The following is a 17717-nucleotide window of genomic DNA, read 5'->3' on the forward strand; positions in this document are numbered from 1 at the left end:
TTGTAATTTGCTTTGGATCAAATTATTCCGAATTAATCCAACGCAGTTACTGACCAAGGAGCTCCGCATGCGCACCAACCTGCCCGTGACCGGAATCGAATACGTCCTCAAGGACACCGAAACCATCGTGTCCAAGACCGACCTCAAAGGCCGCATCACCTACATCAACCAGGACTTCATCAATATCAGCGGCTTCGCCGAGGAGGAATTGATCGGCGCGCCGCAGAACATCGTGCGCCATCCCGACATGCCGCCCGAAGCCTTTGAAGACATGTGGCGCGCAATCCAGGCCGGCAAGGCATGGACCGGCCTGGTGAAGAACCGCTGCAAGAATGGCAACCACTACTGGGTCGAGGCGCATGCCGCGCCGCTGCTCGAGGACGGCAGGATTTCCGGCTACACCTCCATCCGCATCAAGCCCAGCCGCGAGCAGGTCGCCGCGGCGGAAGCGGCCTACAAGGAAATCCGTTCCGGCAGCAAGAAGCTCGAGGTGCGTGACGGACAGGCTGTCCCGGTTTCGCTGCTGTCGCGCCTGAGCCTGCGCAAGAGCCTGTCGCTGAAAGCAAAGATGGCAGTCGTGTTCGGCGTGCTGGCGACGCTGCTCGGCGCCTGCGCCGTGCTGCCTGACGGCTGGTCTCACATCACCGCCGGCGTCGGCTTCGTGCTGTCGCTGCTGGCGGGTTTCTTCCTTTACCGCGATATCGTGCTGCGGCTGGAAAACGCACGCCGCGACATCGACCGCATGAGCAGCGGCGACCTCAGCGGCAGGATCCACAGCGACGGCGACGATGAACTCGCCCGCGTGCTGCAGGCGGTCCGCATCCTGCAGACCAACGTCAAGCTGCTGGTCGGCCAGATCAAGGAAGCGACGGATCTGGTGAACAAGGGTTCGCAGGAAATCGCGGCGGGCAATTCCGACCTTTCGGCGCGCACCGAATCGCAGGCCAGCTCGCTGGAAGAGACGGCATCGTCGATGGAAGAACTGACGTCGACCGTCAAGCAGAACGCCGACAATGCGCACGAGGCGAACCAGTTGGTGATTTCGACATCGGGAATCGCGGTCAAGGGCGGCGAAGCCGTGGGCAAGGTGGTGGCGACCATGGCGTCGATCCGCGATAGCTCGCGCAAGATTTCCGACATCATCGGCGTGATCGACGGCATCGCGTTCCAGACCAACATTCTCGCGCTCAATGCGGCGGTGGAAGCGGCGCGTGCCGGCGAACAGGGCCGCGGCTTCGCCGTCGTCGCCTCGGAAGTGCGCAATCTCGCCCAGCGTTCCGCGGGGGCTGCCAAGGAAATCAAGCAGCTGATCAGCGACTCGGTGGAGCAGGTCGAATCCGGCAGTCAGCTGGTGGACGACGCCGGCAAGACGATGGAAGAGATCGTTTCCGCGGTGCGCCACGTGACCGACATCATGAACGAGATCACCGCCGCCAGCCGCGAGCAGAGCGCGGGCATCGAGCAGGTGAACATGGCGATTACGCAGATGGACGAAATTACGCAGCAGAACGCGGCGCTGGTGGAGCAGTCGGCGGCGGCGGCCGAGACGCTGCGCGAGCAGGCGGTCAAGCAGACGCAGCTGGTGGGCTCCTTCAGGCTGATCAACGGCGGCACGCGCGCAGCGCATGCGGCCGCCGCGCCGCTGAAGCTGAATCCATCGCGCCCGGCAACGCTGGCCGCGCCGCGCCGCCAGCAGAAGGCTATAGGGAACGGGCGATGATTTCCTTCATGATTTCGTTCGCGCCGCCGTAGATCCGCTGCACGCGCGCATCGGCGTACATCTGCGCGATCGGATACTCGAGCATGTAGCCGTAGCCGCCGAACAGCTGCAGGCAGTTGTCGATGACCTTGCACTGCAGGTCGGAGATCCAGTATTTCGCCATCGACGCCTGCACCGTGTCCATGCGCCCTTCGATCATGTCGAGGATGCAGCGGTCGATGAAGGTGCGCGCGACGGTGGCTTCGGTCTTCGCCTCGGCCAGCGCAAAGCGGGTGTTCTGCATCTCGATCAGCGGCTGGCCGAAGGCCTTGCGCTCGCGCGTGTACTCGATGGTCATGCGCACCGCGCGCTCGATCGACGCCACGCCGGACACGCCGATGATGGTGCGCTCGTACGGCAACTCGTTCATCAGCTGCGCGAAGCCCCTGCCTTCCACGCCGCCGAGCACGCTGTCGCGCGGCAGGCGCACATTGTCGAAGAAGAGTTCGCAGGTATCCTGTCCCTTCTGCCCGATTTTTTCCAGGATGCGGCCGACGCGGAAACCCTGCGCGTTCCGGGTTTCCAGCAGCATCAGCGACACGCCCTTGGCGCCGGCTTCCGGCTCGGTCTTGGCCACCACCAGGATCAGGTCGGCCATGTAGCCGTTGGAGATGAAGATCTTCGAGCCGTTCATCAGGTAGCCGTCGCCGTCGCGCACTGCAGTGGTGCGGATTCCTTTCAGGTCGGATCCGGCGCCCGGCTCCGACATCGCGATGGCGGCGATCATCTCGCCGCTGGCCAGCTTCGGCAGGTATTTCCGCTTCTGCTCTTCGGTGCCCTGGTTGAGCAGGTAGTGCGCGACGATCGCATGCACGTGCAGGCCAAAGGCGGTATCGCCGGCATAAGCGAGCTCCTCGAACACGATGCACTGGTGCGCGAAGTTACCGCCCGAACCGCCGTATTCCTCCGCGATGTCGGCCAGCAGGATGCCCATCTCGCCGCCCTTGCGCCAGATCTCGCGGTCGACATGCTGCTGCCTGCGCCATTCTTCCTGGTGCGGAACGATCTCCGATTCGACGAAGCGCCGCACGGCGTCGCGAAAGCCTTCCAGTTCCGGGTTCATCCACGGCGATTGGTATTGCATGGTTGTCTCCTCCTTGTTGTTCTTCAACCTGCCCGGTACATGGTCACCACGCAGGCGCCGCCCAGGCCGAGGTTGTGCTGCAGTCCGACGCGCGCGCCCTGCACCTGGCGCGTTTCGGCGGTGCCGCGCAGCTGGTGGGTCAGTTCGTAGCACTGGGCCAGGCCGGTGGCGCCGAGCGGGTGGCCTTTCGACAGCAGGCCGCCGGACGGATTGGTCACCACCTTGCCGCCGTAGCTGTTGTCGCCGTCCTCGACGAATTTCTCGGCGCCGCCCTCGGGGCACAGGCCGAGCGCTTCATAGGTGATCAGCTCGTTCTGCGCGAAGCAGTCGTGCAGCTCGACCACGTCGAGCTCGTCCGGGCCGATGCCGCTTTCCTCGTACACCTTCGCGGCGGCCTCCCTGGCCATGTCGAAGCCGACCACGCGCATCATGTCGCCCGATTCGAAGGTGCCCGGCCGGTCGGTCGTCATCGCCTGCGCCGCGATGTGCACGCGGGTGTCGAGTCCCTTCTCCCTGGCGAAACGCTCCGACACCAGTACCGCCGCCGCCGCGCCGCAGGTCGGCGGGCAGGCCATCAGGCGCGTCATCACGCCCGGCCAGATCATCGGCGCGTTCATCACGTCGTCGGCCGTCACCACCTGGCGGAACAGCGCCAGCGGATTGTTCGCCGCGTGGCGGCTGGCCTTGGCGCGGATCTTCGCAAAGGTTTCCAGCTTCGTCCCGTATTTCTTCATGTGGCTCTGGCCGGCGCCGCCGAAATAGCGCAGCGCCAGCGGGATCTCCGGCATGCCGACCAGCTCGTCGGTGATCGCGTCGAAAGCATCGAAGGGCGTGGGCCGGTCCTTGAACACCGAGCCGAGCGCGCCCGGGCTCATCTGCTCGAAACCGAGCGCCAGCACGCAGTCGGCGGCGCCGCTGGCAATCGCCTGGCGCGCCAGGAACAGCGCGGTGGAACCGGTGGAGCAGTTGTTGTTCACGTTGACGATCGGGATGCCGCTCATGCCGAGCTGGTAGACCGCCTTCTGCCCGCTGGTCGAGTCGCCATACACATAGCCGGCATAGGCCTGCTGGATGTCGTCATAGGCGATGCCGGCGTCCGACAGCGCCAGCCGGGCGGCGGCGGCGCCCATCTGGTCGTAGGAAGCGCTTGCCCCCGGCTTGGCGAACGGGATCATCCCGACGCCCGATACAAAGACTTTACGGCTCATCGCATGCTCCAAGATGGCGAATGTGGATATTGCTTTTATAGGTCACATGACCTAAAACATGAAGAATATAAGCGAACCGATTTTGTTGTCAATCGCGTGCGATAATTCCCGCCCATCAATTCCCGGCCTTCCATGTCCCCCGTCCTCAAAACCTCGTTGAAGCGCAAGACGTCGAGCACGACGGAGAAAGGCTATGCGCGCGCCAACGACATCCTGCAGGCGGCGCGCGAGATCTTCGCGGCGGAAGGCTACGGCGGGCTGTCGATGCGCCGGGTGGCGACGCAGGTCGGCGTCAGCCTGTCCAATGTGCAGCACTACTACAAGAGCAAGGACATGCTGGTCGAAGCGCTGCTGCTCGATTCGCTGAACCAGTTCCAGCAGAAGATTGACGGCATCGCCGCCGCAATGCCGGGGGCGTCGCGGGTGGAACAGTTCATCGCGACGGTGGACATGTTCCTGGAAGAGCTTGGCAACCCGGTCATCCGCGGCATGTTCTTCGAATTCTGGGCACTGGCCACCCGCAACACCTTCGCCTCCACCTTGATGGAACGCATGCAGTCGCGTGAACGCAAGGCGATCCACAAGCTCATACAGGGACTGTCGCCCGAGATACCGGAAGAGGAGTATGCGGTGCGCGCGGCGCTGATCGTCGCCCAGATCGAGGGCTTGATGCTGTTCCGCGTGCGCAACCGCCCGGGCCGGCCGGAGCTGGACGGCCTGGAAAGCGCGGCGCGCAAGGCCGTGCTGCGGCTGGCAATGCAACCCTGAGAGCCGGCACCGGCAGAAATCCGCACAAAGTATTGCTCCGCGTCAAACCGGAACAGGCATGGCAGCCTACACTGGCTAATACCTACTGGAAACTTTGTTCGTCAACAGAGTGGGGGAAAAAAATGAGCAAACCGGAGACGCTTTTCGAACAGGCAAGCCACGACCTGAACCAATTCCGTGAGCGCAGGATGGCGGAGCGCCGCGCGGTCGCGCGTGACACGCCGGACCGCCGGCGGCAGCAGCTCCCCCCTGGCGACGGCGCGCAGCAGGACGATCGCGGCGGCAACGACGCAAGCAAGCAGGATTGAGCGTCAAGCCGTTTGCGGCGCGCGAGGCGGCATTACCCCTGCACGTCGACGGCACGCTGAACGCGGACCGCAATCCCTGAGCTGTCAGCGCCGCGCCAGCAATCGCTTCGCGTTGCGCAGGCCGTCGAGAATCCGCAGCGCGAACCGCTCGGCGGGCGCCAGGCTCTCCGGCTTCCCCGCCTTTTCGAGCAGCGCGGACGCCCGGTAGCGCCAGCCGGCGGCAGCGGTACGCAATGCGAGCGGCGCACTCAGAAGTACGCGCTGCCGCGAACGGTACACGACCACATCGTGCAGGCTGCGCGAATGCGCGCCCAGCGCGAACTTGTACTCATACTCGTTCCACATGAAGTTGTACTCCCGGCAGCCGCGCGCGATGCAGGCGCAGATCGTCTGGTAGCAGCACAGGATACCTGCCGAGTAATCGTTGTAGGCCGGATCATGCGCGATCACCTTGAAGAAGTAATTCGATCCGGCGAAATAGCCGATCGCGCCGGCAATGACCCGCCCGTCGATCGTCATTGCGCCGACCATGCCGCATTCCCGCGCCAGTGCGATGACCTTGTCCACCTCGTCTTCCAGGCCGTAGCGCAGGTTCTTGCCGGCGACGCGCACCCGGTTGAGCTCGATGATGGCGCGCAGCTGCGCCTCGTTCACCGCCGCCCTTTCCGATATCTCGTAGCGGACCTCCGGAAAATCCCGCTTCAGCCTGTCCATGTAGCGGCGCAGGTTGCGCCGCATGTTCTTGCCCAGGCTGGCGACATATTCCCCGGCGGTCGCAGGCAGCGGCAGTACGATGTTGGCCGTCGACGCATACTGCTGGAATGGATAGCCGATCGCCTCTATCGCGGACTGGACCGCGCGAAAGCGGATTGCGCCAACCGAAGGCCAGCGCGCGAACACGAAGGCGGCAAAGCGGCTGACCGCATCGGCATCGAGCAGCATGCCTTCATTGATCACCCTCACCGTATTCCCGGAATGGCAAAACAGGAGCGCGGCAGTCACGCGGTCGGCACGGCGCGCGACATAGACATGGGAGACCTCGGACAAGCCGCCGTAAATGCGCAAATGCGCCAGCGTCGAATGGATATTGCCGTAGAGGTGCTGCAACTGCGCCTCCAGGAAGGGCGGCAGCTCATTGTCGTAGCAGGCAACGGCAACTTCGCCGGCGGCCGCGACTGGCGCTGGCGCCCGAGTCGCGAGCATCGTTGCGGATGGACTGTGTTCGTTCATTTCCTTCGCAAATGATGAGGGTGACACCCGTTGCGGGCATGGCCTTCACCTTATCATTTGCGCTTTGCGCCACGCGATGCATTCGATACGATCCTTGTGCTCGGCCAACAGGGATGCGTAGCGTCACCGTTTGCAGGAATGACGCAATGCCACCCGCTTGAGGGAGATCAGGTCGCAGAGACGTCCAGCAACACCGCGCGGCGATTCAGGAACGCCGCGACCTGCTCGGCCGGGCGCGGCTCGGCGAAATAATAGCCCTGCATCAGGTCGCAGTCGGCATTGCGCAGGAAGTTCAACTGTGCTTCGGTTTCGACACCCTCCGCCACTACCGACAGCCCGAGGCTGTGTGCCATCGCGATGATGGCGGTGGTGATCGCTTCGTCGTCGCCGTCCCCGGGAATGTCGCGCACGAAGGTGCGGTCGATCTTCAGCTGGTCGATCGGGAAGCGCTTCAGGTAAGCCATCGACGAATAGCCGGTACCGAAGTCGTCGATTGACAGGCGGATGCCTTCGGCCTGCAGCCGGCGCAGCAGGTCGACGTTCGCGTTGACGTTATCCATCAGAACGGTTTCGGTGATCTCGAGCTCCAGCTGGCCCGCCGGCACCCCCGTATCGCGCAGCGCATTGATGATGTCGTGTACCAGGTGCGGATCGCGCGTCTGCCGCGCCGACAGGTTGACCGACACTTGCACCATGCCGAGGCCGGCGTCGCGCCAGGCCGCGATCTGGCGGCAGGCGCTGCGCAGCACCCATCGGCCGATCGGCACGATCAGGCCGCTGTCTTCGGCGATCGGAATGAACTCGACCGGACTGACCAGGCCGAGCTCGGGATGCTTCCAGCGCAGCAGCGCTTCCAATCCGGCGACTCTGCCGTCACGCAGGTCGACCTTCGGCTGGTAATACAGCAGCAGCTCGTCGCGTTCCAGCGCCTTGCGCAGGCTGGTTTCCAGCGACATGCGCTTTTGCACACGCTGATCGAGCTCGGGATGGAACTGCTCCCACGCGTTCTTGCCCTTGCCCTTGGCCTGGTACATCGCGGTGTCGGCGTTGCGGGTGAGCGTCTCGAGGTCGCCGGCGTCGTCCGGATAGACGCTGATGCCCACGCTCGCCGTCACATAGATCTCATGAACATCGATGTCGAACGGCGCGGCCAGCACGGCGAGCACCTTGTCGGCCACGGTAGCGCCGTCGCGCGCCGCGTCGGATTCGAGAATGATCGCAAATTCGTCGCCGCCGATGCGGCAGATGACGTCGCCGCTGCGCAGGCATTCCATCAGCCGGCGCGCCACCAGCTGCAGCAGCGTGTCGCCGCTGTGATGGCCCAGCGTGTCGTTGACGATCTTGAAGTTGTCCAGGTCGAGCAGCAACAGCCCGACGCAGCCGCCGAACTGGTCGACCTTGGCGATCGCGGTGGCCAGGCGCTCGTTGAACGCATGGCGGTTTGGCAGGCTGGTCACCGGATCGATGTGCGCGAGGTAATCGAGGTGCGCTTCCGCGTTCTTGACCACGCGGCGCATGCGGGCCACCAGCAGGTAGGCGACCGCGAGCGAGCCCATTGCGATAACCATAGTCAGGCCGGCGTAGCCGACCAGGCGCGTGTACAGCTGTTCGAGTCCGGCGCGCACGACGACCAGCCCGATCTCGCGGCCGTCCATTTCCACCCGGCGCACCACTTCAAGCCGGTTCAAGCCGAAACGGTGCCCCTCCGCCAGCAGCTCCGGCAGCGGCGGCGCCAGCGAAACGCCGTCGCGGCGGAACGATGCCAGCAGCTTGCGCTCGGCGGTGTAGATGCCGGCCGCCTCGATGCTGGTGGCGCCGGCAAGCACCGCCAGCGTCTCGTTGCTTGCCTTGGCATCATGGAAGAGCAGCGCCGCGGCACTGTTCTCAGCAACAATGCGCGCCTGAACATTGACGTCTTCCAGCAGGGCGCTGCGCAGCGATATGTACTGGAACAGGATCAGCAGCACGCTCGCGACCAGCAACGCGGCGCCGGCGGTCGCCAGGTTGGCCAGGTCCATCCAGCGGCCCAGTCGCGGCGGGCGGGGTAAATGCAGCATGTTCATTGCACTGTCCTCGCCAGGCGCAGCAGCTTGGAGCTGAGGACCAGCCGCGCCTGCCTGGCCGCGCGCGTGTCGACGTCGAACACGATCCGGTTGTTCTCCATCGTCAAACCGATCACGCTGCCGTCGTGGATGATCTGGTCGTCGTCGGACACCGTCAGCACGCTCACGCCTCCCAAACCTTTCTTTATCTGTCCCCAGCGTTCGCGGTCGCTGCCGTCGATGAACAGCACGTGGCAAAGGCGCAGGCTCTCGACCCCGGAGAACGCACGAACCGCGACCCGCCTTCCCTTGACCGGCTTGTCGCCGAGACCCGCGAGCGGCAGGCGCAGCGCGCTGGACGGATTGACGCAGATGTTGAGGGTTCCGCCGTCGTAGGCGGTATCCGCCGGCCAGTCGGTAAACAGCGCGAAGTTGTACACGAATGCCGCCTTCAGCTCGTACTCGGGGACCGGTTGCGCGGTCGCCGCCGGCGGCAACAGCAGGAGCAGCGCCTGCGAAAGGCGGAGCAAGCTGCGCGACAGGGCAAGGGCGGATAACGGCATCAGAATGAGTAGGAAAGCTTGAGGCGCCAGGTGCGGCCGTCCTGCCGGATCGCATCCTGCGCATGCTCCTCGGCGCCCGGGTCGGCGTAGCGCCGGTCGAACAGGTTGTACACGCTGGCAGACAACTCCAGCCCGGGCGCCAGGCGTAGCGCCGACAGCGTCAGGTTGGCGAGCCAGTAGCCGGCGGTTTCGCCGCGCAGCGTCAGGCGCCGCCCGACATACTGCGCTTCGGCGCCGGCCCGCCACCCGGTGCGGAGCAAGGGCGCCGACAGGTTGAACTTGGCCAGATGCCGCGGCGAATTGACGAGGTCACCACCGCCGGCGCCGCGCGCCTTCTGCCAGCTGTAGCCGGTGCGCAGCACTGCGCCGCCGCTCCATGCCTTTTCCAGTTCGACCTCCGTCCCGTGCGCCACGGCGCGGTTCAGGTTCCGGAAAACGAGCAGGCCGTCGGCCGGATCCTCCGTCTGCGTGATCAGATCCGACACGGTATTGCGGAACAGCGAAGCAGTGACGCGCGTATTGGGGGACAGGTGGTGTTCGGCGCTCAGTTCCTGTGTCCGGATGCGCTCGGCCTTCAGGGACGGGTTGGCCTTCTGTCCGCCGGCGCCCGGCAGGTCGTAATACAGCTCGTAGGCATTCGGCGCGCGGAATGCGGTGCCGTAGAGCGCCTTTAATGTCGTCGCCGGCGTCGCCTTCCAGATCAGCGCCAGGCGCGGGTTGAACTGATGCTGGCCAGTCGCGGAATCGTGGTCGTAGCGCCCGCCGGCATTGAACAGGACGTCCGGGCGCAAGGTGTATTCGTCCTGCAGGTAGATGCCGGTGCGGCGGCCGGCGCGCCGGTCGTTTAGAAGCGGCTGGAACGGGTCGATGTCGAAGTTGATCTGTTCGCGCCGGTAGTCGTTCTGGTGCTCCACGCCCATCACCAGCTTGTGCCCGGCGTGGCGCGTGGTGACCAGCTTGGCTTCCGCGCCCCACCAGTGCGCATTCGCGACATCGCGATTGACGATCAGCGGCGGCAGGTCGTACACGTAATCGCCCTGGTATTCATACCGCCCCCAGTGCAGCCTTGAACTGAATTCGGTGTCGGCGGCCAGCTGCAGCCGGTAGCCGGCGTCGACGAAGGTGTGCGCGTCGATCGTCCGGGAGCGCGGATCATTGAATACCTGGCTGAAAGACGCCGTCGGAACCCCTTTCGACCGCTCGCTGTGGGCGACGGACAGGCTGAACGGGCCGAGGCTGCCTTTCATGAACACGCTGTCGCTGCGGTCATGATCCAGCCTGCGCGCGACGCCATTGCCGGTGGCGGGGGAATCGAACTCGGGAAAATACAGGTCGGCGCCGTCGCGCCGGTAGCGGCTCGCGGCGAGCAGCACCTCGGCGCCGCCGTCATCGCGCAGGCCGTAGCTCGCGCGTGCCTTACGCATGCCGTCGCTGCCAACCTCGACCGATGCCTGCGCGCCGTCCATGTCGCGGCCGCGACGGGTGATGATGTTGACGACGCCGAAAAAGGCATTCGCGCCGTAGATTGAGGAGCCCGGGCCGGGAACGAATTCGACCCGCTCGATCAGGTCGACGTCAAGCATGAACTCGGTGCCGGTCGCTGCCTGGTCGAACACGGCGTCGTTGTTGCGGTTGCCGTCCACCAGCAGCAGGAAGCGGGTGTTGTAGTCGCCGGGACGCAGGAAGCCGCGCGCGCCCAGGTAGCTGTAATTGCGGTCGTTGCTGACGTACAGGCCGCGCATGCTGCGCAGGATGTCGGACAAGGTGCGCCAGCCGAATGCCTTGATGTCGGCGGCGGTCACAACCGATACGGCCGATGGCGCCTCGCTCAGTTTCTGCACGAAGCGCGATGCGCTATAGACTTCGAGGGAAAGCAGCTGCTCGATCGGCAATGCGGCAAGATCGACCTGCGGATCGTCGGCGTATGCCGCCTGGCTTGACAGCGCCGTACCCAGGACAAGAAGGCGGGCAAGGCGCCCGGCGCGCCGGCCGGAGGAGCGAGAGGAGCGAGAGGAGCGGGAAACGAAATGTTTCGGCATGTTCGGCACCCTTGCTCGACAAAGCGATCGCATGCCGCGAAGAAGCATGGGACGGTGGGTTAGCGAAGCGAAAGATGATTTATGTCAACATTCTACCTGAGGCTTGCCCTTCGGTAGGATAACTTCTCTATGGAATTGCATGCGATATTTGCATGGCCCCCACACTCTAGTGACACTTTGCTCACTTTTCGGCGCCGATAACAGACTTTGCAGGATATCTATAAAATAGCTTGGCCGTTTTGCATCGATGACCGCCGCAAGCCGGCGGCGAAGCGCGCCCCATCCCTGCGCCCGGCCTTGCCATCCTGGCACCAAATCCCTGCCGCCGCAGGGGTTTTCCCGATTCTTTGCGAGTAAGTCATGATTTTTGTTCATCGAATTGCGCCGGTCGCGGCGCTGATGTGGATGTTGTTCAGCCTGGCCGGCTGCGGCCAGAAAAACGCGGCGGCGCAGGCGCCGGCCGGCGGCACGCCGCCGCCGCCCGAGGTGGCGGTGGTCACGGTCGCGCCCGAACGCATCGTCATGACGACCGAACTGCCGGGCCGGGTGGAGGCGACGCGCGTGGCGCAGGTGCGGGCGCGCGTGCCGGGCATCGTGCAGAAGCGCGTGTTCCGCGAGGGCAGCGAAGTGAAGGCGGGCGAAGTGCTGTTCCGCATCGATGCCGCGCCGTTCCAGGCCAGCTTCAACAGCGCGCAGGCCACCGTTGCGAAAGCCGAAGCCAATCTTGCGCAAACCACGCTGAGGGTGCAGCGTTACAAGCCGCTGGTGGAAACCAATGCGATCAGCAAGCAGGAATACGACGACGCGCTGACCGCCCAGAAACAGGCTGCCGCCGACCTCGCGGCGGCGAAGGCAACCCAGGAGAACGCGCGCCTGAACCTTGGCTATGCAACCGTCACCGCGCCGATTTCCGGACGCATCGGCCGCGCGCAGGTGACCGAGGGCGCGCTGGTCGGGCAGGGAGAAGCAACCCCGCTGGCATCGATCCAGCAGCTCGATCCGGTCTACGTCAACCTCACGCAGTCGACCTCGGAAGTGCTGCAGTTGAAGCGCGCGATGGCGAGCGGACGCCTGAAGAGCGTCGGCCGCGACAAGGCGACGGTGACCCTGGTGATGGAAGACGGCACGCCCTACCCGCACGCCGGCAGGCTGCTGTTTTCCGATATCGCCGTGGAAGAAAGCACCGGCGCGATCACGCTGCGCGCGGAATTCCCGAATCCCGACCGGTTCCTGCTTCCCGGCATGTATGTGCGCGCGCGGCTGGAACAGGCGGTCAGCGAAAACGCGATCACCGTGCCGCAGCAGGCGGTGCAGCGCAGCCCGAACGGCGCCACGGTGCTGCTGGTGGGTGAAGACGGAAAGGTTGCCGCTCAGCCGGTCAAGGCGGACAACGCGCAAGGAAACGCCTGGATCGTCAGCGAAGGCCTGAAGCAGGGCGACCGCGTGATCGTCGAAGGCTTCCAGAAGGCGAAGCCGGGTTCACCGGTCAAGCCGGTGCCCTGGAAGGCCGTCGCGCCGGATAACGGCAAGGCTGCGCAACCGGCAGCACAGCAACCGAAGGCTCAATAAGGACGCCCGCCATGGCAAAGTTTTTCATCGATCGCCCGGTGTTCGCCTGGGTCATCGCCCTTTTCATCCTGCTGGCCGGCGCGCTGTCGATCACGCGGCTGCCGATCGCGCAGTACCCGACCATCGCTCCGCCTTCGGTGGTGATCACCGCGGTCTATCCCGGCGCATCGGCCAGGACGCTCGACGAGAGCGTGACCAGCATCATCGAGCAGGAAATGAACGGCGCAGACGGCCTGCAATACATGGAATCGCAGAGCGAAGCCAACGGCCAGTCGCAGATCACGGTCACCTTCACCCCCGGCACGAACCCGGACCTGGCGGCGGTGGACGTGCAGAACCGCTTGAAACGCGTGGAATCGCGCCTGCCGCAGGCGGTGATCCAGCAGGGCGTGCAGGTGAGCAAGGCGCGCAGCAACTTCCTGCTGTTTACCACGCTGTCCTCGACCGACGGCCGGCTCGACCCGGTGGCGCTCGGCGATTACCTGTCGCGCAACGTGCTCAATGAACTCAAGCGCGTGCCGGGCGTGGGCAATGCGCAGCTGTTCGGCACCGAACGCGCGATGCGCATCTGGCTCGACGCCTCCAAGCTGGTCGGCTTCAAGCTGACCCCGGCCGATGTCGCCGCCGCAATCCGCGGCCAGAACGCGCAGGTCGCGTCGGGCACGCTGGGCGACTTGCCGAGCACCGAGGCGCAGCAGATCTCCGCGCCGATCGTAGTCAACGGCCAGCTGACGTCTCCCGAGGAATTCGGCAACATCGTGCTGCGCGCGACGCCGACCGGCGCCGTCGTGCGCCTGCGCGACGTGGCCCGCATCGAGATCGGCGGGCAATCCTATTCCACCGCCGCGCGCCTGAACGGCAACCCGACCTCGGCGGTCGGCGTGCTGCTGTCGCCTACTGCCAATGCACTGGAAACCGCGAAGGCGGTGCGCGCGAAGATGGACGAGCTGTCGAAGTTCTTCCCGCCCGGCGTGAAGTACGACATTCCCTACGACACCTCGCTGTTCGTGCAGATTTCCATCGAGGAAGTGGTGAAGACGCTGCTCGAAGCGGTGCTGCTGGTGTTCCTGGTGATGTACCTGTTCCTGCAGAACATCCGCTACACGCTTATCCCGACCATCGTGGTGCCTGTGGCGCTGATGGGCACCTTTGCCACCATGCTCGCCTTCGGCTACTCGATCAACGTGCTGACCATGTTCGGCATGGTGCTGGCGATCGGCATCCTGGTCGACGATGCGATCGTGGTGGTGGAAAACGTCGAGCGGATCATGAGCGAGGAAGGTCTGTCGCCGCGCGAAGCCACGAAGAAGGCGATGGGGCAGATCACCGGCGCCATCGTCGGCATCACGTTGGTGCTGGTCGCGGTATTCATCCCGATGGCCTTCTTCGGCGGCGCGGTCGGCGCGATCTACCGCCAGTTCTCACTGGCGATGGTGTCCGCCATGCTGTACTCGGCGCTGATGGCGCTGTCGCTGACGCCGGCGCTGTGCGCCACCATCCTCAAGCCGGTGCAGGCCGGCCACCATCATGCCAAGCGCGGCTTCTTCGGCTGGTTCAACCGCGGCTTCCACAGCACCGCGACCAACTACCAGGGCTTCGTCGCGCGCATGCTCGGCAAGACCGGCCGCTACATGGTCATCTACGGCCTGATCATCGGCGTCGTCGCGCTGCTCTACGCGCGCCTGCCGACCTCCTTCCTGCCGGCGGAAGACCAGGGCTACCTGATCACCAACGTGCAGCTGCCGCCCGGCGCGAGCGCCAACCGCACGCTGGAGGTGATCAAGCAGGTCGAGGACTATTACCTGAACCAGCCGAGCGTGGCGCGCACCGTCGCGGTGCGCGGCTTCAGCTTCGCCGGCAGCGGCCAGAACGCGGCGCTGGTATTTACGCCGCTCAAGGACTGGAGCGAACGCGGCGCCGGCCAGTCGGCGCAGGAAATCGCCGCGCGCGCGTTCGGCGCGCTGTCGCAGATCAAGGATGCGATCATCTTCCCGGTCAACCCGCCGCCGATCCGCGAACTCGGCAATGCCACCGGCTTCACCTTCCGCCTGCAGGACCGCGGCGGGCTCGGGCACGAAGCACTGCTGGCGGCGCGCGGGCAACTGCTCGGGCTGGCCGCCAAGAGCGAGGTGGTGCGCGGCGTGCGCCCGGAAGGCCTGGAAGACACGCCGCAGCTGCAGCTCGACATCGACCGCTACAAGGCCAATGCGCTCGGCGTGTCCTTCGCTGACATCAGCAGCGTGCTGTCGAACGCGATCGGCTCGGCCTACCTGAACGACTTCCCGAACGCCGGCCGCCAGCAGCGCGTGATCCTGCAGGCCGATGCGCCGCAGCGGCTGCAGCCGCAGGACCTGCTCAACCTGTATGTGCGCAACAGCCAGGGCAACATGGTGCCGCTGTCGGCGTTCGCGACCTCGCGCTGGGTCACCGGCCCGGTGCAGCTGATCCGCTACAACGGCTATCCGGCGATGCGCATTTCCGGCGAGGCGGCGCCCGGCCGCAGCACCGGCGAGGCACTGGCGGAAATGGAAAGGCTCGCCGCGCAGCTGCCGCAAGGCATCGGCTACGAGTGGACCGCCGGCTCGGCCGAGGAAAAGACCTCGGGCGCGCAGGCGCCGGCGCTGTTCGCGCTGTCGCTGATCGCGGTGTTCCTGGTGCTGGCCGCGCTCTATGAAAGCACCACGATCCCGGTCTCGGTGCTGCTGGTGGTGCCGCTCGGCGTGCTCGGCGCGCTGCTCGGCGCGACCTTGCGCGGCATGCCCAACGACGTCTACTTCAAGGTCGGCCTGATCGCGATCATCGGCCTGTCGGCGAAGAACGCGATCCTGATCGTCGAATTCGCGAAGGACCTGCAGGCAGAAGGCAGGAGCCTGGTGGAAGCGACGCTGGAAGCGGTGCACCTGCGCTTCCGCCCGATCATCATGACCTCGCTGGCTTTCATCCTCGGCGTGCTGCCGCTGGTGATCGCTACCGGCGCCGGCTCTGCCAGCCAGCGCGCGATCGGCACCGGCGTCATGGGCGGCATGATCACCGCCACGGTGCTGGCGGTGTTCCTTGTGCCGGTCTTCTTCGTCGTGGTCCGCAAGCTCTTCCCCGCCAGCAAGCGCGAACAGGAATTCACGCTTGCGCACTCGCACCAGCATGAGGAATCCAAAGCATGATCAAGCAAGTCACCCTTTCCCTGCTTGCTGCCGGTGTGCTGTCGGCTTGCTCGCTGGCGCCCACCTATGAACGTCCGGCGGCGCCGGTCGCCGACGCGTTCCCGGTGCAGACCGCCGCCGGCAACGCGTCCGCCACCGGCTGGCGCGATTTCTTTCCGGACCAGCGGCTGCAGTTGCTGATCGATGCGGCGCTCGCCAACAACCGCGACCTGCGCATCGCCGCTTTGCGTGTCGAGGAGGCGCGCGCGCTGTACAACATCCAGTCGGCGGAACTGCTGCCGGCCCTGAACGCGACGGCCAGCGGCACGCGCACGCGCACGCCGGCAAACCTCTCCCTTTCCGGCCGCACCGCCGTCGGCAGCAGCTACCAGGTCGGCCTCGGCCTCACCGCGTTCGAGCTGGATTTCTTCGGCCGCGTGCGCAGCCTGAACGAAGCCTCGCTGGCGCAATACCTTGCCAGCGAGGAAGCCGCCCGCGCGTTGCGCATCACGTTAGTGGCGGAAGTCGCCAAGGCCTATCTCGCCGAACAGGCGTTCGACGAGCAATACGAGCTGGCGCGCAAGACCTTTGAGAGCCGCGAGGCCGCGTACAGGCTCGCCAAACAGCGCTTCGAAGTCGGCGCCTCCTCGGCGCTCGACCTGCGCCAGAACGAAACGCTGGTGCAGACGGCGCGCGCCGCGCTGGCCGCGCTGACGCGGCAGCGCGCGCAGGCAAGCAACGTGTTGACGCTGCTGGTCGGCGCGCCGCTGAAGGACCTGCCGGCCGCGCAGCGGCTCTCGGCGCAGAACCTCGTGACCGACATCCCGGCCGGCCTGCCGTCCGACCTGCTGGAACGCCGCCCCGACATCCGCGCCGCCGAGCAGCGCCTGCGCGCGGCGAATGCGAACATCGGCGCCGCGCGCGCCGCGTTCTTCCCGCGCATCGCGCTGACCGCCAGCACCGGCACCGCCAGCAATGCGCTGTCCGGCCTGTTCGAATCCGGCTCGCGCACCTGGTCCTTCGTGCCGCAGCTGGCGCTGCCGATCTTCGACGCCGGGCGCAACAGCGCGAACCTGGACCTGGCGCAGGTGCGCAACAACGTGGCGATCGCCGACTACGAGAAAACCATCCAGGTCGCGTTCCGCGAAGTGTCGGATGCACTGGTCGCGCGCAGCGCGCTGGAAGAGCAGATCGATGCGCAGCGCGCGGTGCTGGAAGCGCAGGCGGAGCGATTCAAGCTGGTGGACCAGCGTTACCGGGCCGGTGTGTCTAGCTCGCTCGAGCTGCTGGATGCGGAGCGCGAACTGTTCTCGGCGCAACAGACGCTGGTGCAGGCGCGGTTGCTGCGGTTGACGAATGCGGTTGACTTGTACCGCGCGCTCGGGGGCGGCTTGAATGAAGGTGCTGTGAAGTAAGGCCAGCCGGCCCTACCGGATCAGCTGCTTGAGCATCGCTATGGTACGCGTGGTGGCGCCACGGTGCTGGTGCGCGAAGCGCTGCGCCTTTTCCCCCATGGCGGCCCGGCCTGCGCCGTCATGCAGCAGCGTGGCGGCCCCGTGCAGCATCGCCACCGCGTCGGGTACGCGCAGCGCCGCCCCCGCGGCAATCGCGTCTTCGGTCACTACACTGAAGTTGAAGGTATGCGGCCCGACCAGCACCGGCTTGCCGACCGCGCAGGCCTCGATCAGGTTCTGCCCGCCGAGCGGCAGCAGGCTGCCGCCGATGAAGGCGAGGTCGCAGGCGGCGTAGTAGGCGAACATCTCGCCCATCGAATCGCCGAGCAGCACGCGCACGTCGTGCGCCAATGGCGCGCCCAGAGCCGAGCGACGCTGCATCTTCAGGCCCCGAGCCTCGATCATCGCTGCGACCTCGTCGAAGCGCTGCGGATGGCGCGGCACGATGACGAGCAGGCAATCTTCCAGTCCGGCCGGCGCCAGCGCGTCGAGAATCAGCGCCTCCTCGCCTTCCCGCGTGCTCGCGCACAGCAGCACCGGCCTGGCGCCCATC

At 65.7% G+C, this 17717-nt stretch carries 13 protein-coding genes; 6 read left to right on the forward strand and 7 right to left on the reverse strand.

The window, feature by feature from the left end; translation table 11 throughout:
* Positions 1–67 precede the first annotated feature (67 nt).
* A complete protein-coding gene (locus VEC01_RS01275) occupies positions 68–1720 on the forward strand; it encodes a methyl-accepting chemotaxis protein (RefSeq protein WP_324897965.1) in 1653 nt (550 codons plus the stop codon).
* Here VEC01_RS01275 and VEC01_RS01280 read toward each other — a convergent pair.
* Both VEC01_RS01280 and VEC01_RS01285 read right to left on the reverse strand, forming a co-directional pair.
* Positions 1701–2843: an acyl-CoA dehydrogenase family protein gene (locus VEC01_RS01280; protein WP_324897966.1), complete on the reverse strand. Its 1143-nt coding sequence runs from the start codon at positions 2841–2843 to the stop codon at positions 1701–1703. The two genes, VEC01_RS01275 and VEC01_RS01280, sit on opposite strands and share 20 nt — an antisense overlap.
* 23 nt (positions 2844–2866) lie before the next feature.
* Positions 2867–4051 carry a lipid-transfer protein gene (locus tag VEC01_RS01285; RefSeq protein ID WP_324897968.1) on the reverse strand — a complete coding sequence of 395 codons (1185 nt, stop codon included), beginning with the start codon at positions 4049–4051 and terminating at the stop codon, positions 2867–2869.
* Positions 4052–4183: 132 nt separating this feature from the next.
* Here VEC01_RS01285 and VEC01_RS01290 point away from each other — a divergent pair, with 132 nt between their 5' ends.
* Both VEC01_RS01290 and VEC01_RS01295 read left to right on the forward strand, forming a co-directional pair.
* Positions 4184–4819 carry a TetR/AcrR family transcriptional regulator gene (locus VEC01_RS01290; RefSeq protein WP_324897970.1) on the forward strand — a complete coding sequence of 212 codons (636 nt, stop codon included), beginning with the start codon at positions 4184–4186 and terminating at the stop codon, positions 4817–4819.
* 122 nt (positions 4820–4941) lie between these two features.
* Entirely contained in the window at positions 4942–5127 is a 186-nt protein-coding gene (locus VEC01_RS01295; protein ID WP_324897972.1) for a hypothetical protein, read from the forward strand.
* An 84-nt stretch (positions 5128–5211) separates the two neighbouring features.
* On the opposite strand, the gene VEC01_RS01300 is transcribed toward VEC01_RS01295, so the two are convergent.
* From VEC01_RS01300 to VEC01_RS01315, 4 genes are all read right to left on the reverse strand, one after another.
* Positions 5212–6357 (reverse strand): GNAT family N-acetyltransferase, encoded by a 1146-nt coding sequence (locus tag VEC01_RS01300; RefSeq protein ID WP_324897974.1) that lies wholly within the window; start codon positions 6355–6357, stop codon positions 5212–5214.
* A gap of 167 nt (positions 6358–6524) precedes the next feature.
* Entirely contained in the window at positions 6525–8420 is a 1896-nt protein-coding gene (locus VEC01_RS01305) for a putative bifunctional diguanylate cyclase/phosphodiesterase (RefSeq protein ID WP_324897976.1), read from the reverse strand.
* A complete protein-coding gene (locus tag VEC01_RS01310; protein WP_324897978.1) occupies positions 8417–8962 on the reverse strand; it encodes a YfiR family protein in 546 nt (181 codons plus the stop codon). The genes VEC01_RS01305 and VEC01_RS01310 overlap by 4 nt, the downstream gene beginning before the upstream one ends.
* On the reverse strand, positions 8962–11001 hold the full coding sequence (locus tag VEC01_RS01315; RefSeq protein ID WP_324897980.1) for a TonB-dependent receptor: 2040 nt from the start codon (positions 10999–11001) through the stop codon (positions 8962–8964). The genes VEC01_RS01310 and VEC01_RS01315 overlap by 1 nt, the downstream gene beginning before the upstream one ends.
* A gap of 360 nt (positions 11002–11361) precedes the next feature.
* On the opposite strand from VEC01_RS01315, the gene VEC01_RS01320 reads away from it, so the two are divergent.
* The 3 genes from VEC01_RS01320 to VEC01_RS01330 are packed head-to-tail and all read left to right on the forward strand — an operon-like array spanning position 11362 to position 17125.
* Complete coding sequence (locus VEC01_RS01320; RefSeq protein ID WP_324897982.1) at positions 11362–12570, forward strand: efflux RND transporter periplasmic adaptor subunit; 1209 nt, start codon at positions 11362–11364, stop codon at positions 12568–12570.
* An 11-nt stretch (positions 12571–12581) separates the two neighbouring features.
* Entirely contained in the window at positions 12582–15731 is a 3150-nt protein-coding gene (locus VEC01_RS01325; RefSeq protein ID WP_324897984.1) for an efflux RND transporter permease subunit, read from the forward strand.
* Complete coding sequence (locus tag VEC01_RS01330) at positions 15728–17125, forward strand: efflux transporter outer membrane subunit (protein ID WP_324897986.1); 1398 nt, start codon at positions 15728–15730, stop codon at positions 17123–17125. Before VEC01_RS01325 ends, VEC01_RS01330 begins: the two co-directional genes overlap by 4 nt.
* Before the next feature lie 12 nt (positions 17126–17137).
* On the opposite strand, the gene VEC01_RS01335 is transcribed toward VEC01_RS01330, so the two are convergent.
* On the reverse strand, positions 17138–17717 hold a 580-nt coding region (locus VEC01_RS01335), incomplete at its 5' end, for a 3-deoxy-D-manno-octulosonic acid transferase (protein ID WP_324897988.1).

It is taken from the genome of Noviherbaspirillum sp. (assembly GCF_035627455.1).
GTDB lineage: Bacteria > Pseudomonadota > Gammaproteobacteria > Burkholderiales > Burkholderiaceae_D > Noviherbaspirillum.

What these genes read in the sequence shown, in the direction of transcription:
- VEC01_RS01275 (WP_324897965.1), top strand. Translation starts at nt 68, where the DNA reads ATGCGCACCAACCTGCCCGTGACCGGAATCGAATACGTCCTCAAGGAC.
- VEC01_RS01280 (WP_324897966.1), bottom strand. Translation starts at nt 2,843, where the DNA reads ATGCAATACCAATCGCCGTGGATGAACCCGGAACTGGAAGGCTTTCGC.
- VEC01_RS01285 (WP_324897968.1), bottom strand. Translation starts at nt 4,051, where the DNA reads ATGAGCCGTAAAGTCTTTGTATCGGGCGTCGGGATGATCCCGTTCGCC.
- VEC01_RS01290 (WP_324897970.1), top strand. Translation starts at nt 4,184, where the DNA reads ATGTCCCCCGTCCTCAAAACCTCGTTGAAGCGCAAGACGTCGAGCACG.
- VEC01_RS01295 (WP_324897972.1), top strand. Translation starts at nt 4,942, where the DNA reads ATGAGCAAACCGGAGACGCTTTTCGAACAGGCAAGCCACGACCTGAAC.
- VEC01_RS01300 (WP_324897974.1), bottom strand. Translation starts at nt 6,357, where the DNA reads ATGAACGAACACAGTCCATCCGCAACGATGCTCGCGACTCGGGCGCCA.
- VEC01_RS01305 (WP_324897976.1), bottom strand. Translation starts at nt 8,420, where the DNA reads ATGAACATGCTGCATTTACCCCGCCCGCCGCGACTGGGCCGCTGGATG.
- VEC01_RS01310 (WP_324897978.1), bottom strand. Translation starts at nt 8,962, where the DNA reads ATGCCGTTATCCGCCCTTGCCCTGTCGCGCAGCTTGCTCCGCCTTTCG.
- VEC01_RS01315 (WP_324897980.1), bottom strand. Translation starts at nt 11,001, where the DNA reads ATGCCGAAACATTTCGTTTCCCGCTCCTCTCGCTCCTCTCGCTCCTCC.
- VEC01_RS01320 (WP_324897982.1), top strand. Translation starts at nt 11,362, where the DNA reads ATGATTTTTGTTCATCGAATTGCGCCGGTCGCGGCGCTGATGTGGATG.
- VEC01_RS01325 (WP_324897984.1), top strand. Translation starts at nt 12,582, where the DNA reads ATGGCAAAGTTTTTCATCGATCGCCCGGTGTTCGCCTGGGTCATCGCC.
- VEC01_RS01330 (WP_324897986.1), top strand. Translation starts at nt 15,728, where the DNA reads ATGATCAAGCAAGTCACCCTTTCCCTGCTTGCTGCCGGTGTGCTGTCG.